This is a genomic window from Streptococcus sp. CM6 (assembly GCF_000526095.1).
Taxonomy (GTDB): Bacteria; Bacillota; Bacilli; order Lactobacillales; family Streptococcaceae; genus Streptococcus; species Streptococcus oralis_BW.
Map to the genome: position 1 here is coordinate 13432 of NZ_JATS01000016.1, position 13835 is coordinate 27266.

The following is a 13835-nucleotide window of genomic DNA, read 5'->3' on the forward strand; positions in this document are numbered from 1 at the left end:
GTAAAAGAATGATAAAAAAGGTTACGATTGAAGAAATAAAATCGCCTGAGCGCTTCTTAGAAGTACCACTTCTGACGAAAGAAGAAGTCGACCAGGCAATTGATAAGGTTATTCGGCAGTTAGAACTCAACCTTGACTATTTCAAGGAAGATTTCCCGACGCCAGCTACCTTTAATAATGTCTATCCAATCATGGATAACACGGAATGGACCAATGGTTTCTGGACAGGAGAACTGTGGTTGGCTTATGAATACAGTCAACAGGATGCATTTAAAAACATCGCTCATAAAAATGTTCTTTCTTTCCTGGATCGTATCAATAAGAGAGTAGAATTGGACCACCATGATCTCGGTTTCTTATACACACCGTCTTGTATGGCTGAATATAAGATAAATGGAAATGGAGAGGCTAGAGAAGCGGCCTTGAAAGCTGCAGATAAGTTGATTGAACGCTATCAAGAAAAAGGTGGCTTTATTCAAGCTTGGGGAGACTTGGGCAAGAAAGAGCATTACCGTTTGATTATCGATTGCTTGCTCAACATCCAGCTCTTGTTCTTTGCTTATCAAGAAACTGGCGATCAAAAATACTACGATATTGCAGAAAGTCATTTCTATGCTTCAGCTAATAATGTAATCCGTGATGACGCTTCGTCCTTCCATACCTTCTATTTTGATCCTGAGACAGGCCAACCCCTTAAAGGTGTAACGAGACAAGGGTATAGTGATGATTCATGCTGGGCACGTGGTCAATCATGGGGAGTCTATGGTATTCCTTTGACTTATCGTCACCTGAAAGACGAGTCCTGCTTTGACTTGTTTAAGGGTGTAACCAATTATTTCTTGAATCGTCTGCCAAAAGATCATGTTTCTTATTGGGATTTGATTTTTAATGATGGTAGTGATCAATCACGAGATTCTTCAGCAACAGCTATCGCCGTCTGTGGGATTCATGAAATGCTAAAACATCTCCCAGAGGTGGACGCTGACAAAGATATTTATAAACATGCTATGCATGCCATGCTTCGTTCTTTGATCGAACATTATGCAAATGATCAATTTACCCCTGGTGGAACAAGTCTCCTCCACGGTGTGTACTCATGGCATTCAGGTAAAGGAGTGGATGAAGGTAATATCTGGGGTGACTACTATTACCTAGAAGCCCTAATCCGTTTCTACAAAGACTGGAACCTATATTGGTAGGAGGAGAAATATGACGACGCCAAATATTATTATGACCCGTATCGATGAACGTTTAATTCACGGGCAAGGACAACTTTGGGTAAAATACCTGGGGTGTAATACAGTTATTGTTGCTAATGACGAAGTGAGCACAGATAAGATGCAACAAACTCTGATGAAAACAGTTGTGCCGGACTCAGTTGCCATGCGTTTCTTCCCTTTGCAAAAGGTGATTGATATTATCCACAAGGCGAATCCCGCGCAAACAATCTTTATCGTTGTGAAGGATGTAAAAGATGCTTTAACCTTGGTAGAAGGTGGTGTTCCAATTAAAGAAATCAATATCGGGAACATTCACAATGCCCCTGGTAAAGAGCAGGTGACACGCTCTATCTTCCTAGGTGAAGAGGACAAGGTAGCTCTTAAGGAATTGAGTCAAACGCATCAAGTAACATTTAATACGAAAACAACTCCAACAGGAAACGATGGAGCTGTTGAAGTCAATATTCTGGACTATATTTAAAAGAGGAGATCGTTATGTCGATTAATGTATTTCAAGCGATTTTAATTGGATTATGGACAGCTTTCTGTTTTAGTGGAATGCTGTTAGGGATTTACACCAATAGATGTATTGTTTTGTCGTTTGGTGTCGGAATTATTCTAGGTGATTTGCCTACTGCTCTTGCAATGGGAGCTATTGGTGAATTGGCTTATATGGGATTCGGTGTTGGTGCTGGAGGTACGGTTCCACCAAACCCAATCGGACCTGGTATCTTTGGTACCTTGATGGCTATCACTAGTGCTGGTAAAGTCAGTCCAGAAGCGGCTCTTGCCCTCTCCACTCCGATTGCTGTGGCGATTCAATTCTTACAAACTTTCGCCTATACTGTACGTGCTGGTGCGCCTGAAACGGCGATGAAGCACTTGAAAAACCATAATTTGAAGAAATTCAAGTTCACTCTAAATGCAACAATTTGGTTGTTTGCCTTTATCGGCTTTACCTTGGGTTGCTTGGGTGCCCTTTCAATGGATACCTTGTTGAAACTCGTAGATTACATTCCGCCAGTATTGCTTACAGGTTTGACAGTTGCTGGTAAAATGCTCCCAGCTATCGGTTTTGCGATGATCTTGTCAGTGATGGCTAAGAAAGAGTTGATTCCGTTTGTCTTGTTGGGATATGTTTGTGCAGCTTATCTAAACATCCCAACAATTGGTATTGCAATTGTAGGTACTATCTTTGCTTTGATTGAATTTTATAACAAGCCAAAAACAGCGGATCATGTGGTAGAGGAGGAAGCACACGATGACTGGATCTAACAAATTAACAAAACGTGATTATCTTAAAACGTCTTTGCGGGCATTCTTTTTACAAAATGGATTTAACTATAGTAACTATCAAGGGTTGGGATATGCCAATGTAATGTATCCTGCTTTGAAAAAACACTATGGAGAGGATCAGGAAGGTTTCTACCAAGCCTTGGAAGAAAACTGTGAATTCTATAATACCAACCCACACTTCCTGCCTTTTATTACCAGCTTGCACCTTGTAATGTTGGAAAATGGCCGACCAGCAAAAGAAACACGTAGCATCAAGATGGCCTTGATGGGACCATTGGCAGGTATTGGGGATTCTCTCTCTCAATTTTGTTTAGCTCCATTGTTCTCAACCATCGCAGCTTCGTTTGCTCAAGAAGGCTTGGTTGTCGGTCCAATCTTGTTCTTCCTTGCGATGAATACAATTTTGACAGCGATTAAATTGTCAACTGGTCTGTATGGATACAAACTAGGAACAACTGTGATTGATAAACTAAGCGAGCAGATGGCAACGATTTCTCGTATTGCCAATATTATCGGTGTAACCGTAATTGCTGGTTTGGCAGCGACATCTGTTAAGATTATGGTGCCAATCACCTTTGCTGCAGGGGAAGTTAAAGCAGACGCTAAACAAAGTATTGTCAGTATTCAGGGAATGCTTGATAAGGTTGCTCCAGCTCTTCTACCAGCCCTATTTACACTTTTAGTTTACTACTTGATCAAAGAAAAGAAATGGACAACATATAAACTCGTTATTTTAACAGTTATCATCGGAATTATCGGAAGCTGGCTTAAGATTCTAGCTTAATGGATACGACATTGTTTTATGGGATAGTGATTGTCTTGGCAGTGAGCCCCCTTTTACTGTCAAGCTTTCATTCTATTCGTCAGCAAAAGTTGCTTCGCAAACAGATGGAGCAACGACAAGAGTATTTAGCTTCTTTAACATCTGGTGATGAAGTGTTGTTATTGTCTGGAATTCATGGAAAAATCATTTCTATCAAAGATGACTTGATCTCTTTGCAGATTGCAAAAGGAGTCGTCATCTATGTAGAAAAGGAAAGTGTAATGGGAAAGACAAAAGAACTGCTTTTTAAGTAGTTCTTTTTCTGGTAATAGATAATGAAAGAAGAAAGAAGACAATTTTTTGAAAGAGTCGATGGGGACCAATGTCGTGACTATATCTTGTCCCACTGTTCAAAAGACTATGAGAAGGTCAAGCGTTCCCTTGAGCGCTTGATGGACAATCGTTTTATGTTTGATAGTCCTTGGGATATGGAACCTTGTTCAAAAATCCATCAAATCCAGCCGATGGTATGGGATCAAGTATTTGAAGATGATCCAGAATGGGCTTATATGCTCAATCGACAAGAATATCTCTTGCAGTTTATGATAGGGTATCTGGTAGAAGGAGATGAGGACTATATCCAAAAGTGCAAGTTCTTTCTATTTGATTGGATTGAGCAGGTGAGAGAGTTTTCTCCTCAGTCTTTGATGACTAGAACCTTGGATACGGGTATTCGTTCCTTTACTTGGTTGAAACTACTCTTGCTCCTCCTGAAATTTGACTTGCTAGAGGAGGAAGAGCTAGAGAAAATTTTGGTCAGTCTAGAAAAGCAGATTGACTTTATGAGAAGCCACTATCGCGCCAAGTACACCCTTAGTAACTGGGGGATTTTACAAACTATTCCGATGCTTGCAACCTATCATTTCTTTTCAGATAAGATGGACCTAGAAGAAGCTTACCATTTTGCTTCAAAGGAGTTGAAACAGCAGATCGAGACGCAGATTTTAGAAGATGGAAGCCAGTTTGAACAGTCGATTCTCTATCATGTAGAGGTTTATAAAGCCTTGCTGGACTTGTGTCTCTTGCTTCCAGACTTGCAAGATAGCTTTCAAGAGCTGCTGGAAAAGATGGCGACTTACATTCAGATGATGACAGGTCTAGATGGACGGACCTTAGCTTTTGGTGATAGTGATTCTACAGAAACAACAGAAATTTTGAGCCTGTCTGCTGTGGTTTTGAACAAGGAAGATCTTCTTAACGGTCTGGATCTTAAAATCGATTTGCTTAGTCTCTTGTTTCTGGGGCGAGAAAAGGTCAAGCAACTGCAGGAATTTGAAAAGATAGCTTGGCAGCCTAAGTTCAGGATCTTTGAAGACTCTGGGCATGTCTGCATTAAGGATGAACATCGTTATCTATTTTTCAAAAACGGTCCGCTGGGAAGTGCCCATAGCCATAGTGACGAGAATAGTTTTTGCTTACAGTATCAAGGCCAACCGATTTTCATAGATGCTGGGCGTTATTCTTATCGGGAGATAGATGAACGTTATCTCTTAAAGAGTGCTTGGAGTCATTCGACCTGCATTGTAGATGGGAAAGCTCCGGAAAGAATCACGGGATCCTGGGAATATGAATACTATCCTCACTCCCTGTTTTGTCACCATAAAGAAAGGGAGGGAGTGCATTATATTGAGGGGGCTTATTGGTCAGCAGAACCTGATTTGCCTTATCTTCACAGGAGAAAAATCCTCATGTTGGCAGAGGATGTGTGGCTCTTTGTAGATGACATCAGGTGTCAAGGTCAGCATGAGTCGTTGACTCAGTTTATCCTTGACAAGGATGTGACCTATCAAGATGGGAAAATCAATCAGTTGAAACTATGGAGTGAAGTTGATTTTGATTTGGAAGATACCATTATTTCTCCTAAATACAATGAGCTTGAAAAAAGTAGCAAACTCACCAAACACCAATTCTTTGAGAATCAGATGCTGGATTATACCATCATTGCGCATGAGAGTTTTGAAATCACCCGTCATTCTGTCTACCAGACAGATGGTCATGAAGTAGAAAATGCTCTGGCTTTTGAAGTGAAAAATGACGAAACAGACAAGCTGATTCTGTTATTAAGCGAGGATATTTGTATAGGTGAAAAATTGTGCCTCGTTGACGGAACAAAAATGCGTGGAAAATGTCTAGTATATGATAAAATAAATGAGAGAATGATTCGCTTGCAGTGCTAGAAATAGGCTTTTTGAACAGTAAATATGTTATACTAAGTATTAGTAGGAGGTGTTTTAGATTGGAGAAGAAACTGACCATAAAAGACATTGCAGAAATGGCTCAGACCTCGAAAACAACCGTGTCATTTTACCTAAACGGGAAATATGAAAAAATGTCCCGAGAGACACGTGAAAAGATTGAAAAAGTTATTCATGAAACAAATTACAAACCGAGCATTGTTGCGCGTAGCTTAAACTCCAAACGAACAAAATTAATTGGTGTCTTGATTGGTGATATTACCAACAGTTTCTCAAACCAAATTGTTAAGGGAATTGAGGATATCGCCAGCCAGAATGGCTACCAGGTAATGATAGGAAATAGTAATTACAGCCAAGAGAGTGAGGACAGGTATATTGAAAGCATGCTTCTCTTGGGAGTAGACGGATTTATTATTCAGCCGACCTCTAATTTCCGAAAATATTCTCGTATTATCGATGAGAAAAAGAAGAAAATGGTCTTTTTTGATAGTCAGCTCTATGAACACCGGACTAGCTGGGTCAAAACCAATAACTATGATGCCGTTTATGACATGACCCAGTCCTGTATCGAAAAAGGTTATGAGCATTTTCTCTTGATTACAGCGGATACGAGTCGTTTGAGTACTCGGATTGAGCGGGCAAGTGGTTTTGTGGATGCTTTAACAGATGCTAATATGCGCCACGCTAGTCTAACCATTGAAGATAAGCATACGAATTTGGAACAAATTAAGGAATTTTTACAAAAAGAAATCAATCCCGATGAAAAAACTCTGGTATTTGTCCCTAACTGTTGGGCCCTACCTCTAGTCTTTACCGTTATCAAAGAGTTGAATTATAACTTGCCACAAGTTGGGTTGATTGGTTTTGACAATACGGAGTGGACTTGCTTTTCTTCTCCAAGTGTTTCGACATTGGTTCAGCCCGCCTTTGAAGAAGGACAACAGGCTACAAAGATTTTGATTGACCAGATTGAAGGCCGCAATCAAGAAGAAAGGCAACAAGTCTTGGATTGTAGTGTGAGTTGGAAAGAGTCGACTTTCTAAGATGAAAGGGAAATAACTTGCAACCTCTGTTAAGAAATAAAATAATCCCATCTAGCATGAGCTGGCTGGGATTATTTGTCTATAAAATGAGAAATTAGCGAATCTTTGTCTATTTTTTAACGTGTTCCGATAAAAAGGTATAGGTCATGGTTCCAAAGATGGCACCAATTCCCAAACCCAAGACTAGTAAAGGGAGCATTTTATCGAACTGGGAGAGATTGTCCCAAAAGGTATCTAAGGGAAGATGCTGAACAAAGAGTTTGTGAAAGGCTGATAAGACAAACAAGCCAATTGGAATACTGATGAATACACCCCAACTACGAACGTTGATTTGGCTTTTGCTGTAGCTTTTGTGATGGATTTCGGACTGGTCATCCTTGTCTAAATGTAAGTCGCGAACTGCTAGTTTCGCCCTAGATGAGAGGACGAAGATAAGTCCAAAATAGAGGTAAGGCATGGCCTCTCGAACCAACTCTATGAAGCGTCCAAATAGGAGATAGAACAAGAAGAGTAGGAGGGAGGAGTAAACGATTTGGATCAAGGCACGGGCACAAGCCCTGTAGATTATCTCTTGGCGGCATTCATCAAAAGGGCCTTGTATGTGAAAGAATAGTTTGAGTAAGCGAGTGGTGAAATCTTCTTTTTTCATGGGAGTAACCTCCTAAATGAGCAATTTTTGATTGATTTCTTTAAAGAGTTGATAGAGAGTATAGAAGTAAACCAAACTAAAAATGATACAGATTATTAGAAATACCAGGTATCTCCAATCCATAGGATTTGTTAAAAGTTGTGGAAAGGATACGAGGATAAAACAGAGAGATGCGTTTAGAAGACGTATTTTTTTTGATTGGATTTTCTGGAATCTCTGTCCCTTGTTCAATACAGGAAGGAATAAAAGAAAGATAATCAAGAAAGGATGCTCAATATGTCCAGAAAGTAGGAAAAATGTAACAAAGATACTGATAAAAACATGACTGATCAGTAGTCTAGCTAGTGATTTCATAAGATACCTCCTAGTCGTCTTCTTGGTCTTTCTTTGCTTTTTGAATGCGAAGAGAGATAACAATTTGCATCATCAGTCCAAAAAAGAACGCTCCCAGTATAGTTTTTAAAATATGTTTTGAATTCAGAAGAGAACTGATGAAATTTGGATTTTCACTGGTTAGGGTATCGATGAGTGGCATTATAAAAAATATCGCTATGCCGTAGATCAGACCGGCTTTTAGACCCGGAAAATGTAGCTGTTTACTTTCTTTTTGACTCAGCATTTCGGGATCAATAGCTGTGATGCCCGTTTTCTTGGTTTGAGAGACCACATAGAGGGCAGCTACCATCGAAATGCCAAACACCACGAGAGGATAACCGATAGCGACAATTTGTGGGTATTTATAGGCAAGAACGAGCGGGATAAGATTGCCAAATGTCATCAGATAAAAGAGGACAATAAAGACCTGATTCCCGATACGATCGGCCTCGCGCCGTTTGTGTTCGTCAAGGGGACCAGAAATACCGTATATGCGTTTGATGAGTTTTTCAGTGAGAGTTTCTTTTTTCATTTGTTTGCTCCTTTTTTAAAAATCGTCTTCCCAAAAAAGACTATTAAGGTCAGTTTGGAGGCTGCGGGCGAGGTTGAGACAGAGTTCCAGGGTTGGATTGTACTTGTCGTTTTCAATCATGTTGATGGTCTGTCTCGAGACACCGATATCTTTGGCGAGCTCGAGCTGGGAAATGCCCAGTTCCTTGCGGAATTCTTTCACACGATTCATAGGGTCTCCTTTCTGATGTGTCGTATATATTTGACTATATTATATTCTTTTGGAGATGAGATGTCAAGTATATATGACATGTTTTTGAGAATTATTTTCGAAGAAACTTAGCCTTGTCTGACAAGTGCAAGCTGGTCAGATTTGTGGTAAAATAGATAGGATATGACAAAAGAATTTCATCATGTAACGGTCTTGCTTCATGAAACGATTGATATGCTTGACGTAAAACCTGACGGTATCTACGTTGATGCGACTTTAGGTGGAGCAGGCCATAGCGAATATTTATTAAGTAAATTGAGCGAAAAAGGGCATCTCTATGCCTTTGACCAGGACCAGAATGCTATTGACAATGCGCAAAAACGGTTGGCATCCTATATCGAAAAGGGGATGGTAACCTTTATCAAGGATAACTTCCGTCATTTGCAGGCACGTTTGCAGGAGGCTGGTGTCCAGGAAATTGATGGAATTTGTTATGACTTGGGAGTGTCCAGTCCTCAGCTAGATCAGCGTGAACGTGGCTTTTCTTATAAAAAGGATGCGCCACTGGATATGCGGATGAATCAGGAAGCTCGTCTGACGGCCTATGAGGTGGTCAATCATTATGACTATCATGACTTGGTTCGGATCTTTTTCAAGTATGGTGAGGATAAGTTTTCTAAACAGATAGCTCGTAAGATTGAGCAAGCGCGTGAGGTGAAACCCATTGAGACGACGACGGAGTTGGCAGAGATTATCAAGTCGGCCAAGCCTGCCAAGGAGCTCAAGAAAAAGGGACACCCTGCCAAGCAGATTTTTCAGGCTATCCGAATCGAAGTAAATGATGAGCTGGGCGCTGCAGATGAATCCATCCAGCAGGCCATGGACATGCTGGCTTTGGATGGTAGAATCTCGGTCATTACCTTCCATTCGTTGGAAGACCGCTTGACCAAGCAATTATTCAAAGAAGCTTCAACAGTGGAAGTTCCCAAAGGCTTGCCCTTCATTCCGGATGACCTTAAGCCCAAGATGGAATTGGTATCCCGCAAGCCAATCTTGCCAAGTGCTGAAGAGCTAGAAGCCAACAATCGTTCGCATTCAGCCAAGTTGCGCGTGGCTAGAAAAATTCACAAGTAAGAGGAAAAACATGGCAGAAAGAATCGAAAAAACAAGCCAGTTATTGCAAACGAAGTTCAAAGGTTTTTCACGTGTGGAAAAGGCCTTCTATGTTTCGATTGCTGCAACAATGATTATCCTGGCAATTAGCGTTGTGTTTATGCAGACCAAGCTATTACAAGTTCAGAATGAATTGACCAAGGTCAATGCTCAAATCGAAGAAAAGAAAACCGAGCTAGACGATGCCAAGCAAGAGGTCAATGAATTGATTCGTTCAGAACGTTTGAAAGAAATTGCAAACTCTAAGAATTTACAGCTGAATAATGAAAATATCCGAGCAACGGAGTAAGAAATGAAACAGTGGAAAGAAAAAATCATCCGTTATGCCGTTCGTAATCGTAAATCTCCAGAAGAAAACCGCAGAAGAGTAGGGAAAAGCCTGAGTTTATTGGCTGTCATACTCTTCGCTGTCTTTTTGGTCAACTTTGCGGTCATTATCGGAACGGGTAAAAAATTTGGTAAGGACTTGGTTCAAGAAGCCAAAAAGGTTCACCAAACAACCAAGACGATTCCAGCCAAGCGGGGGACCATCTACGATCGTAATGGTACGCCTATTGCAGAAGATGCGACATCTTATAATATCTATGCCGTTATTGACAAGACCTACAAGTCAGCAACAGGTAAAATCCTCTATGTAGAGGATTCTCAATTTAATAAGGTAGCTGAAATTTTCCATAAGTATCTGGATATGGAGGAGTCCTATGTCAAAGAACAGCTTTCTCAGCCAGATCTAAAACAGGTATCCTTTGGTACCAAGGGAAATGGGATTACCTATGCCAATATGATGGCCATTAAAAATGACCTCAAAACAGCTGGGGTTGAGGGGGTTGACTTTACAACCAGCCCTAATCGCAGTTATCCCAATGGACAGTTTGCTTCTTCCTTTATCGGTTTAGCGCAACTCCATGAAAATGAGGATGGAACCAAGCGTTTGATTGGGACATCTGGTTTGGAGAGTTCTTTAAATAGCATTCTTGCAGGTACAGATGGGATCATCACCTATGAGAAGGATCGTTTGGGAAATATTGTTCCGGGTACAGATCAAGCTTCCCAACAAACAGTAGATGGAAAAGATGTCTACACAACCCTTTCTAGTCCCTTGCAATCCTTTATGGAAACGCAGATGGATGCCTTTCAGGAAAAGGTAAAAGGCAAGTATATGACAGCTACCTTGGTCAGCGCTAAGACAGGGGAAATCCTGGCTACGACCCAACGGCCGACCTTTAATGCTGATACCAAGGATGGCATCACAAAAGACTTTGTCTGGCGTGATATCCTCTATCAAAGTAACTATGAGCCAGGGTCAACCATGAAGGTGATGATGTTGGCCTCAGCCATTGATAACAATACCTTTCCTGGTGGGGAATACTTTAACAGTAGTGAATTGAAACTAGCTGATGCGACCATTCGAGACTGGGACGTCAATGAAGGATTGACCAGTGGTGGCACCATGACTTTCTCTCAAGGATTTGCCCACTCAAGTAATATCGGGATGACCTTACTTGAGCAAAAGATGGGAGATGCAACCTGGCTGGACTATCTCAATCGCTTTAAGTTTGGGGTACCGACCCGTTTTGGTCTGACAGATGAGTACACAGGTCAATTACCTGCGGATAACATTGTCAATATTGCTATGAGTGCATTTGGACAAGGGATTTCTGTTACCCAGACCCAGATGCTTCGTGCTTTTACAGCTATTGCCAACGATGGGGTTATGTTGGAACCGAAATTTATCAGTGCTCTCTATGATCCAAATGACCAGTCTGTTCGTAAGTCTCAAAAGGAAATCGTCGGAAATCCTGTGTCAAAAGCGGCAGCTTCCTCTACTCGGGATCACATGGTCATGGTCGGGACAGATCCTGTCTACGGTACCATGTACAACTACAGCACAGGAAAACCAAATGTCAATGTTCCAGGTCAGAATGTCGCCCTGAAATCAGGGACAGCTCAGATTGCTGATGAGAAGAATGGGGGTTACCTTACAGGTGAAACCAACTATATCTTCTCTGTTGTGTCGATGCATCCTGCAGAAAATCCTGACTTTATCCTCTATGTGACGGTGCAACAGCCAGAGCATTATTCGGGTGTTCAGCTTGGGGAGTTTGCAAACCCAATCCTTGAGCGAGCTTCTGCCATGAAAGAATCCCTCAATCTTCAGTCAACTGCTAAGAATTTGGATCAGGTCAGCAAGACGACAAGCTATGCTATGCCAGCTACCAAGGACTTTACTCCGGGTGACTTAGCAGAGGAATTGCGTCGTAACCTTGTCCAACCAATCGTTATCGGAACAGGAACCAAGATCAAGGAGCTCTCGGTTTCTGAAGGAGATAATTTGGAGGCCAATCAGCAGATCTTGATCCTATCTGATAAGGTCGAAGAAATGCCTGATATGTATGGCTGGACAGATGAAAATGTGCAAACATTTGCCAAATGGCTAAATATAGAAGTCGAGTGGGAAGGTAGTGGCAAAACGGTCAAGAAACAAAGTGTCCGTGCCAATACGGCCCTCAAAGACATTAAAAAAATGAAAATAACTTTAGGAGATTAAGATGATTAGTTCCATTAGTGCTGGAGTTCTAGCCTTTCTATTGACCTTGATAGGTATTCCAGCCTTTATCCGATTTTATCGAAAAGCACAGATTACAGGTCAGCAGATGCACGAGGATGTCAAGCAACACCAAGCTAAAGCTGGGACTCCAACCATGGGAGGTCTTGTCTTCCTGATTGTTGCAGTTGTTGTGAGCTTTCTGGTTGCTCTCCTTACCCAACAATTGACCAACAATGTTGGCATGATTTTGTTTATCTTGGTTTTGTATGGTTTGGTAGGTTTTTTGGATGATTTCCTCAAAATTTTCCGTAAGATCAACGAAGGATTGAATCCTAAACAAAAGCTTGCTCTCCAGCTGCTTGGAGGAGTGATTTTCTACCTCTTTTATGAGCGTGGTGGCGATATGCTTTCAGTCTTTGGCTACCAAGTACATCTAGGGATTTTCTATATTTTCTTTGCCCTTTTCTGGCTAGTTGGTTTTTCAAATGCGGTGAATCTGACGGACGGGATCGATGGCTTAGCAAGTATTTTAGTGGTGATTAGCTTATCGGCCTACGGTGTGATTGCTTATATGCAAAATCAACTGGATATCCTTCTTGTGATTCTTGCCATGATTGGTGGTTTGCTAGGCTTCTTCGTCTTTAATCACAAGCCTGCCAAGGTCTTCATGGGAGACGTTGGAAGTTTGGCTCTAGGTGGGATGTTGGCAGCAATCTCTATGGCCCTTCACCAAGAATGGACCCTTTTGCTGATTGGGATTATCTATGTCTTTGAGACAAGCTCTGTTATGATGCAGGTTACCTACTTCAAACTTAGTGGTGGGAAGCGTATTTTCCGTATGACACCTGTGCATCATCATTTTGAGCTTGGAGGATTCTCAGGCAAGGGCAGTCCTTGGAGCGAGTGGAAGGTTGACTTCTTCTTTTGGGGAGTTGGGCTTCTAGCAAGTCTCTTGACCTTAGCCTTTTTATACCTACTGTAAATCTAACTTTTGATGACAAAATAAAACAGGATGAAGGTGATCTTCATCCTGTTTTTGTTTGTTTAAAGGTTAGTTGGAGTCATCCTTTCTCCCTTTTAACATAAAAGTGGCTGTAAGGGCTAGGCTGAGTCCTGCTAAGAAGAGGAGTGGGTTGGACGCTTCTCCTGTCGCTGGAAGCTCTTCTTTAGAAGAATGATTTCCAGTTTTCGCAAGGCTCGGACTAGCTGAAAGTTGTTCAGCCTCGTGTGCCAAGGTTTCTGTATCTGAAGTACTTGGTTTTTCCTCTGTGTTAGAGGTTGTTCCAGTTGCTTGATAGACGACAGCATAGGTACTGAAATGATTAGTGATGAATTCTACCTTTCCGTCTCGAACGGTGAAATCAAGGGCTTGCAACTCCTTGGTCGGAGTGATGTAGTAGATATTTTCTACGTTAGCTGAAATAGGCAAGCGAACTAAGACAGAGCCTTTTGGCTGCAAGCTATTATTGGTTGGATTTTTAAGCTGTAGATCGTAAGCATCATAGGTCTTGCCAAAGAGTTCTTGAGCTAGGACACGTCGGCTAGAAACGTGAGAAATTCCTTCTAAGTCGCTGGCTCCACCGATGATTTCTACTCCAGTCTCCTTATCTTTCAAGACTTGAACTGGATAGTCAGGAAGTCTAAGGGTCGGAGCAGCCTGATCTCCGCTAGTTCCGATAGGTTTAGTGTATTCAGGTTTTTCTACGGTAGGGGCCTCCTCTTGCCCTGCAGTCCCGATAGGTTTATTGTATTCAGGTTTTTCTACGGTAGGGGCCTCCTCTTGCCCTGCAGT

The 13835-nt window shown here is 41.5% G+C and carries 16 protein-coding genes; 11 read left to right on the top strand and 5 right to left on the bottom strand.

The features are described from left to right. Positions 1-8: 8 nt before the first annotated feature. The 7 genes from HMPREF1516_RS04510 to HMPREF1516_RS04540 are packed head-to-tail and all read left to right on the top strand — an operon-like array spanning position 9 to position 6577. The gene (locus HMPREF1516_RS04510) at positions 9-1199 is read left to right on the top strand and encodes a glycoside hydrolase family 88 protein (protein ID WP_033605892.1); all 1191 of its coding nucleotides are present in this window, start codon (positions 9-11) and stop codon (positions 1197-1199) included. A 10-nt stretch (positions 1200-1209) separates the two neighbouring features. After that, complete coding sequence (locus HMPREF1516_RS04515) at positions 1210-1701, top strand: PTS sugar transporter subunit IIB (RefSeq protein ID WP_000211086.1); 492 nt, start codon at positions 1210-1212, stop codon at positions 1699-1701. 14 nt (positions 1702-1715) lie between these two features. Further along, complete coding sequence (locus HMPREF1516_RS04520; protein WP_000026610.1) at positions 1716-2495, top strand: PTS mannose/fructose/sorbose/N-acetylgalactosamine transporter subunit IIC; 780 nt, start codon at positions 1716-1718, stop codon at positions 2493-2495. Beyond that, positions 2482-3300, top strand: a complete 819-nt coding sequence (locus tag HMPREF1516_RS04525) for a PTS system mannose/fructose/sorbose family transporter subunit IID (protein ID WP_000148025.1) — start codon at positions 2482-2484, stop codon at positions 3298-3300. The genes HMPREF1516_RS04520 and HMPREF1516_RS04525 overlap by 14 nt, the downstream gene beginning before the upstream one ends. Continuing rightward, positions 3300-3593, top strand: coding sequence for a preprotein translocase subunit YajC (yajC, locus tag HMPREF1516_RS04530; RefSeq protein ID WP_000381736.1), 294 nt, complete (start codon positions 3300-3302; stop codon positions 3591-3593). The genes HMPREF1516_RS04525 and yajC overlap by 1 nt, the downstream gene beginning before the upstream one ends. Positions 3594-3614: 21 nt before the next feature. Continuing rightward, complete coding sequence (locus HMPREF1516_RS04535) at positions 3615-5516, top strand: alginate lyase family protein (protein WP_000657071.1); 1902 nt, start codon at positions 3615-3617, stop codon at positions 5514-5516. A gap of 59 nt (positions 5517-5575) precedes the next feature. Beyond that, a complete protein-coding gene (locus HMPREF1516_RS04540) occupies positions 5576-6577 on the top strand; it encodes a LacI family DNA-binding transcriptional regulator (RefSeq protein ID WP_000412460.1) in 1002 nt (333 codons plus the stop codon). A 109-nt stretch (positions 6578-6686) separates the two neighbouring features. Here HMPREF1516_RS04540 and HMPREF1516_RS04545 read toward each other — a convergent pair whose 3' ends face one another. Genes HMPREF1516_RS04545 through HMPREF1516_RS04560 form a run of 4 tightly spaced genes read right to left on the bottom strand, consistent with a single transcriptional unit; the run spans position 6687 to position 8343 of the window. After that, entirely contained in the window at positions 6687-7226 is a 540-nt protein-coding gene (locus HMPREF1516_RS04545; protein ID WP_000711212.1) for a DUF3278 domain-containing protein, read from the bottom strand. Between the two features lie 12 nt (positions 7227-7238). Beyond that, positions 7239-7580, bottom strand: coding sequence for a hypothetical protein (locus HMPREF1516_RS10115; protein ID WP_033605893.1), 342 nt, complete (start codon positions 7578-7580; stop codon positions 7239-7241). Between the two features lie 10 nt (positions 7581-7590). Beyond that, the gene (locus tag HMPREF1516_RS09835; protein WP_000712415.1) at positions 7591-8133 is read right to left on the bottom strand and encodes a DUF3278 domain-containing protein; all 543 of its coding nucleotides are present in this window, start codon (positions 8131-8133) and stop codon (positions 7591-7593) included. Between the two features lie 15 nt (positions 8134-8148). Then, complete coding sequence (locus HMPREF1516_RS04560) at positions 8149-8343, bottom strand: helix-turn-helix transcriptional regulator (RefSeq protein WP_001082470.1); 195 nt, start codon at positions 8341-8343, stop codon at positions 8149-8151. Between the two features lie 162 nt (positions 8344-8505). Between HMPREF1516_RS04560 and rsmH the strand changes: the two genes are divergently transcribed. From rsmH to mraY, 4 genes are read left to right on the top strand one after another with little or no spacing between them, the layout of a single operon-like run. Next, positions 8506-9456 (top strand): 16S rRNA (cytosine(1402)-N(4))-methyltransferase RsmH, encoded by a 951-nt coding sequence (rsmH, locus tag HMPREF1516_RS04565; protein WP_000159423.1) that lies wholly within the window; start codon positions 8506-8508, stop codon positions 9454-9456. A 10-nt stretch (positions 9457-9466) separates the two neighbouring features. Continuing rightward, a complete protein-coding gene (gene ftsL / locus HMPREF1516_RS04570) occupies positions 9467-9784 on the top strand; it encodes a cell division protein FtsL (protein ID WP_000840796.1) in 318 nt (105 codons plus the stop codon). Positions 9785-9787: 3 nt separating this feature from the next. Further along, a complete protein-coding gene (gene pbp2x, locus HMPREF1516_RS04575; RefSeq protein ID WP_033605894.1) occupies positions 9788-12043 on the top strand; it encodes a penicillin-binding protein PBP2X in 2256 nt (751 codons plus the stop codon). Between the two features lies 1 nt (position 12044). Beyond that, positions 12045-13025 carry a phospho-N-acetylmuramoyl-pentapeptide-transferase gene (gene mraY, locus HMPREF1516_RS04580; RefSeq protein WP_000625796.1) on the top strand — a complete coding sequence of 327 codons (981 nt, stop codon included), beginning with the start codon at positions 12045-12047 and terminating at the stop codon, positions 13023-13025. 69 nt (positions 13026-13094) lie between these two features. Here the strand turns inward: mraY and HMPREF1516_RS04585 are convergent. Then, on the bottom strand, positions 13095-13835 hold a 741-nt coding region (locus HMPREF1516_RS04585), incomplete at its 5' end, for an SIALI-17 repeat-containing surface protein (RefSeq protein ID WP_033605895.1).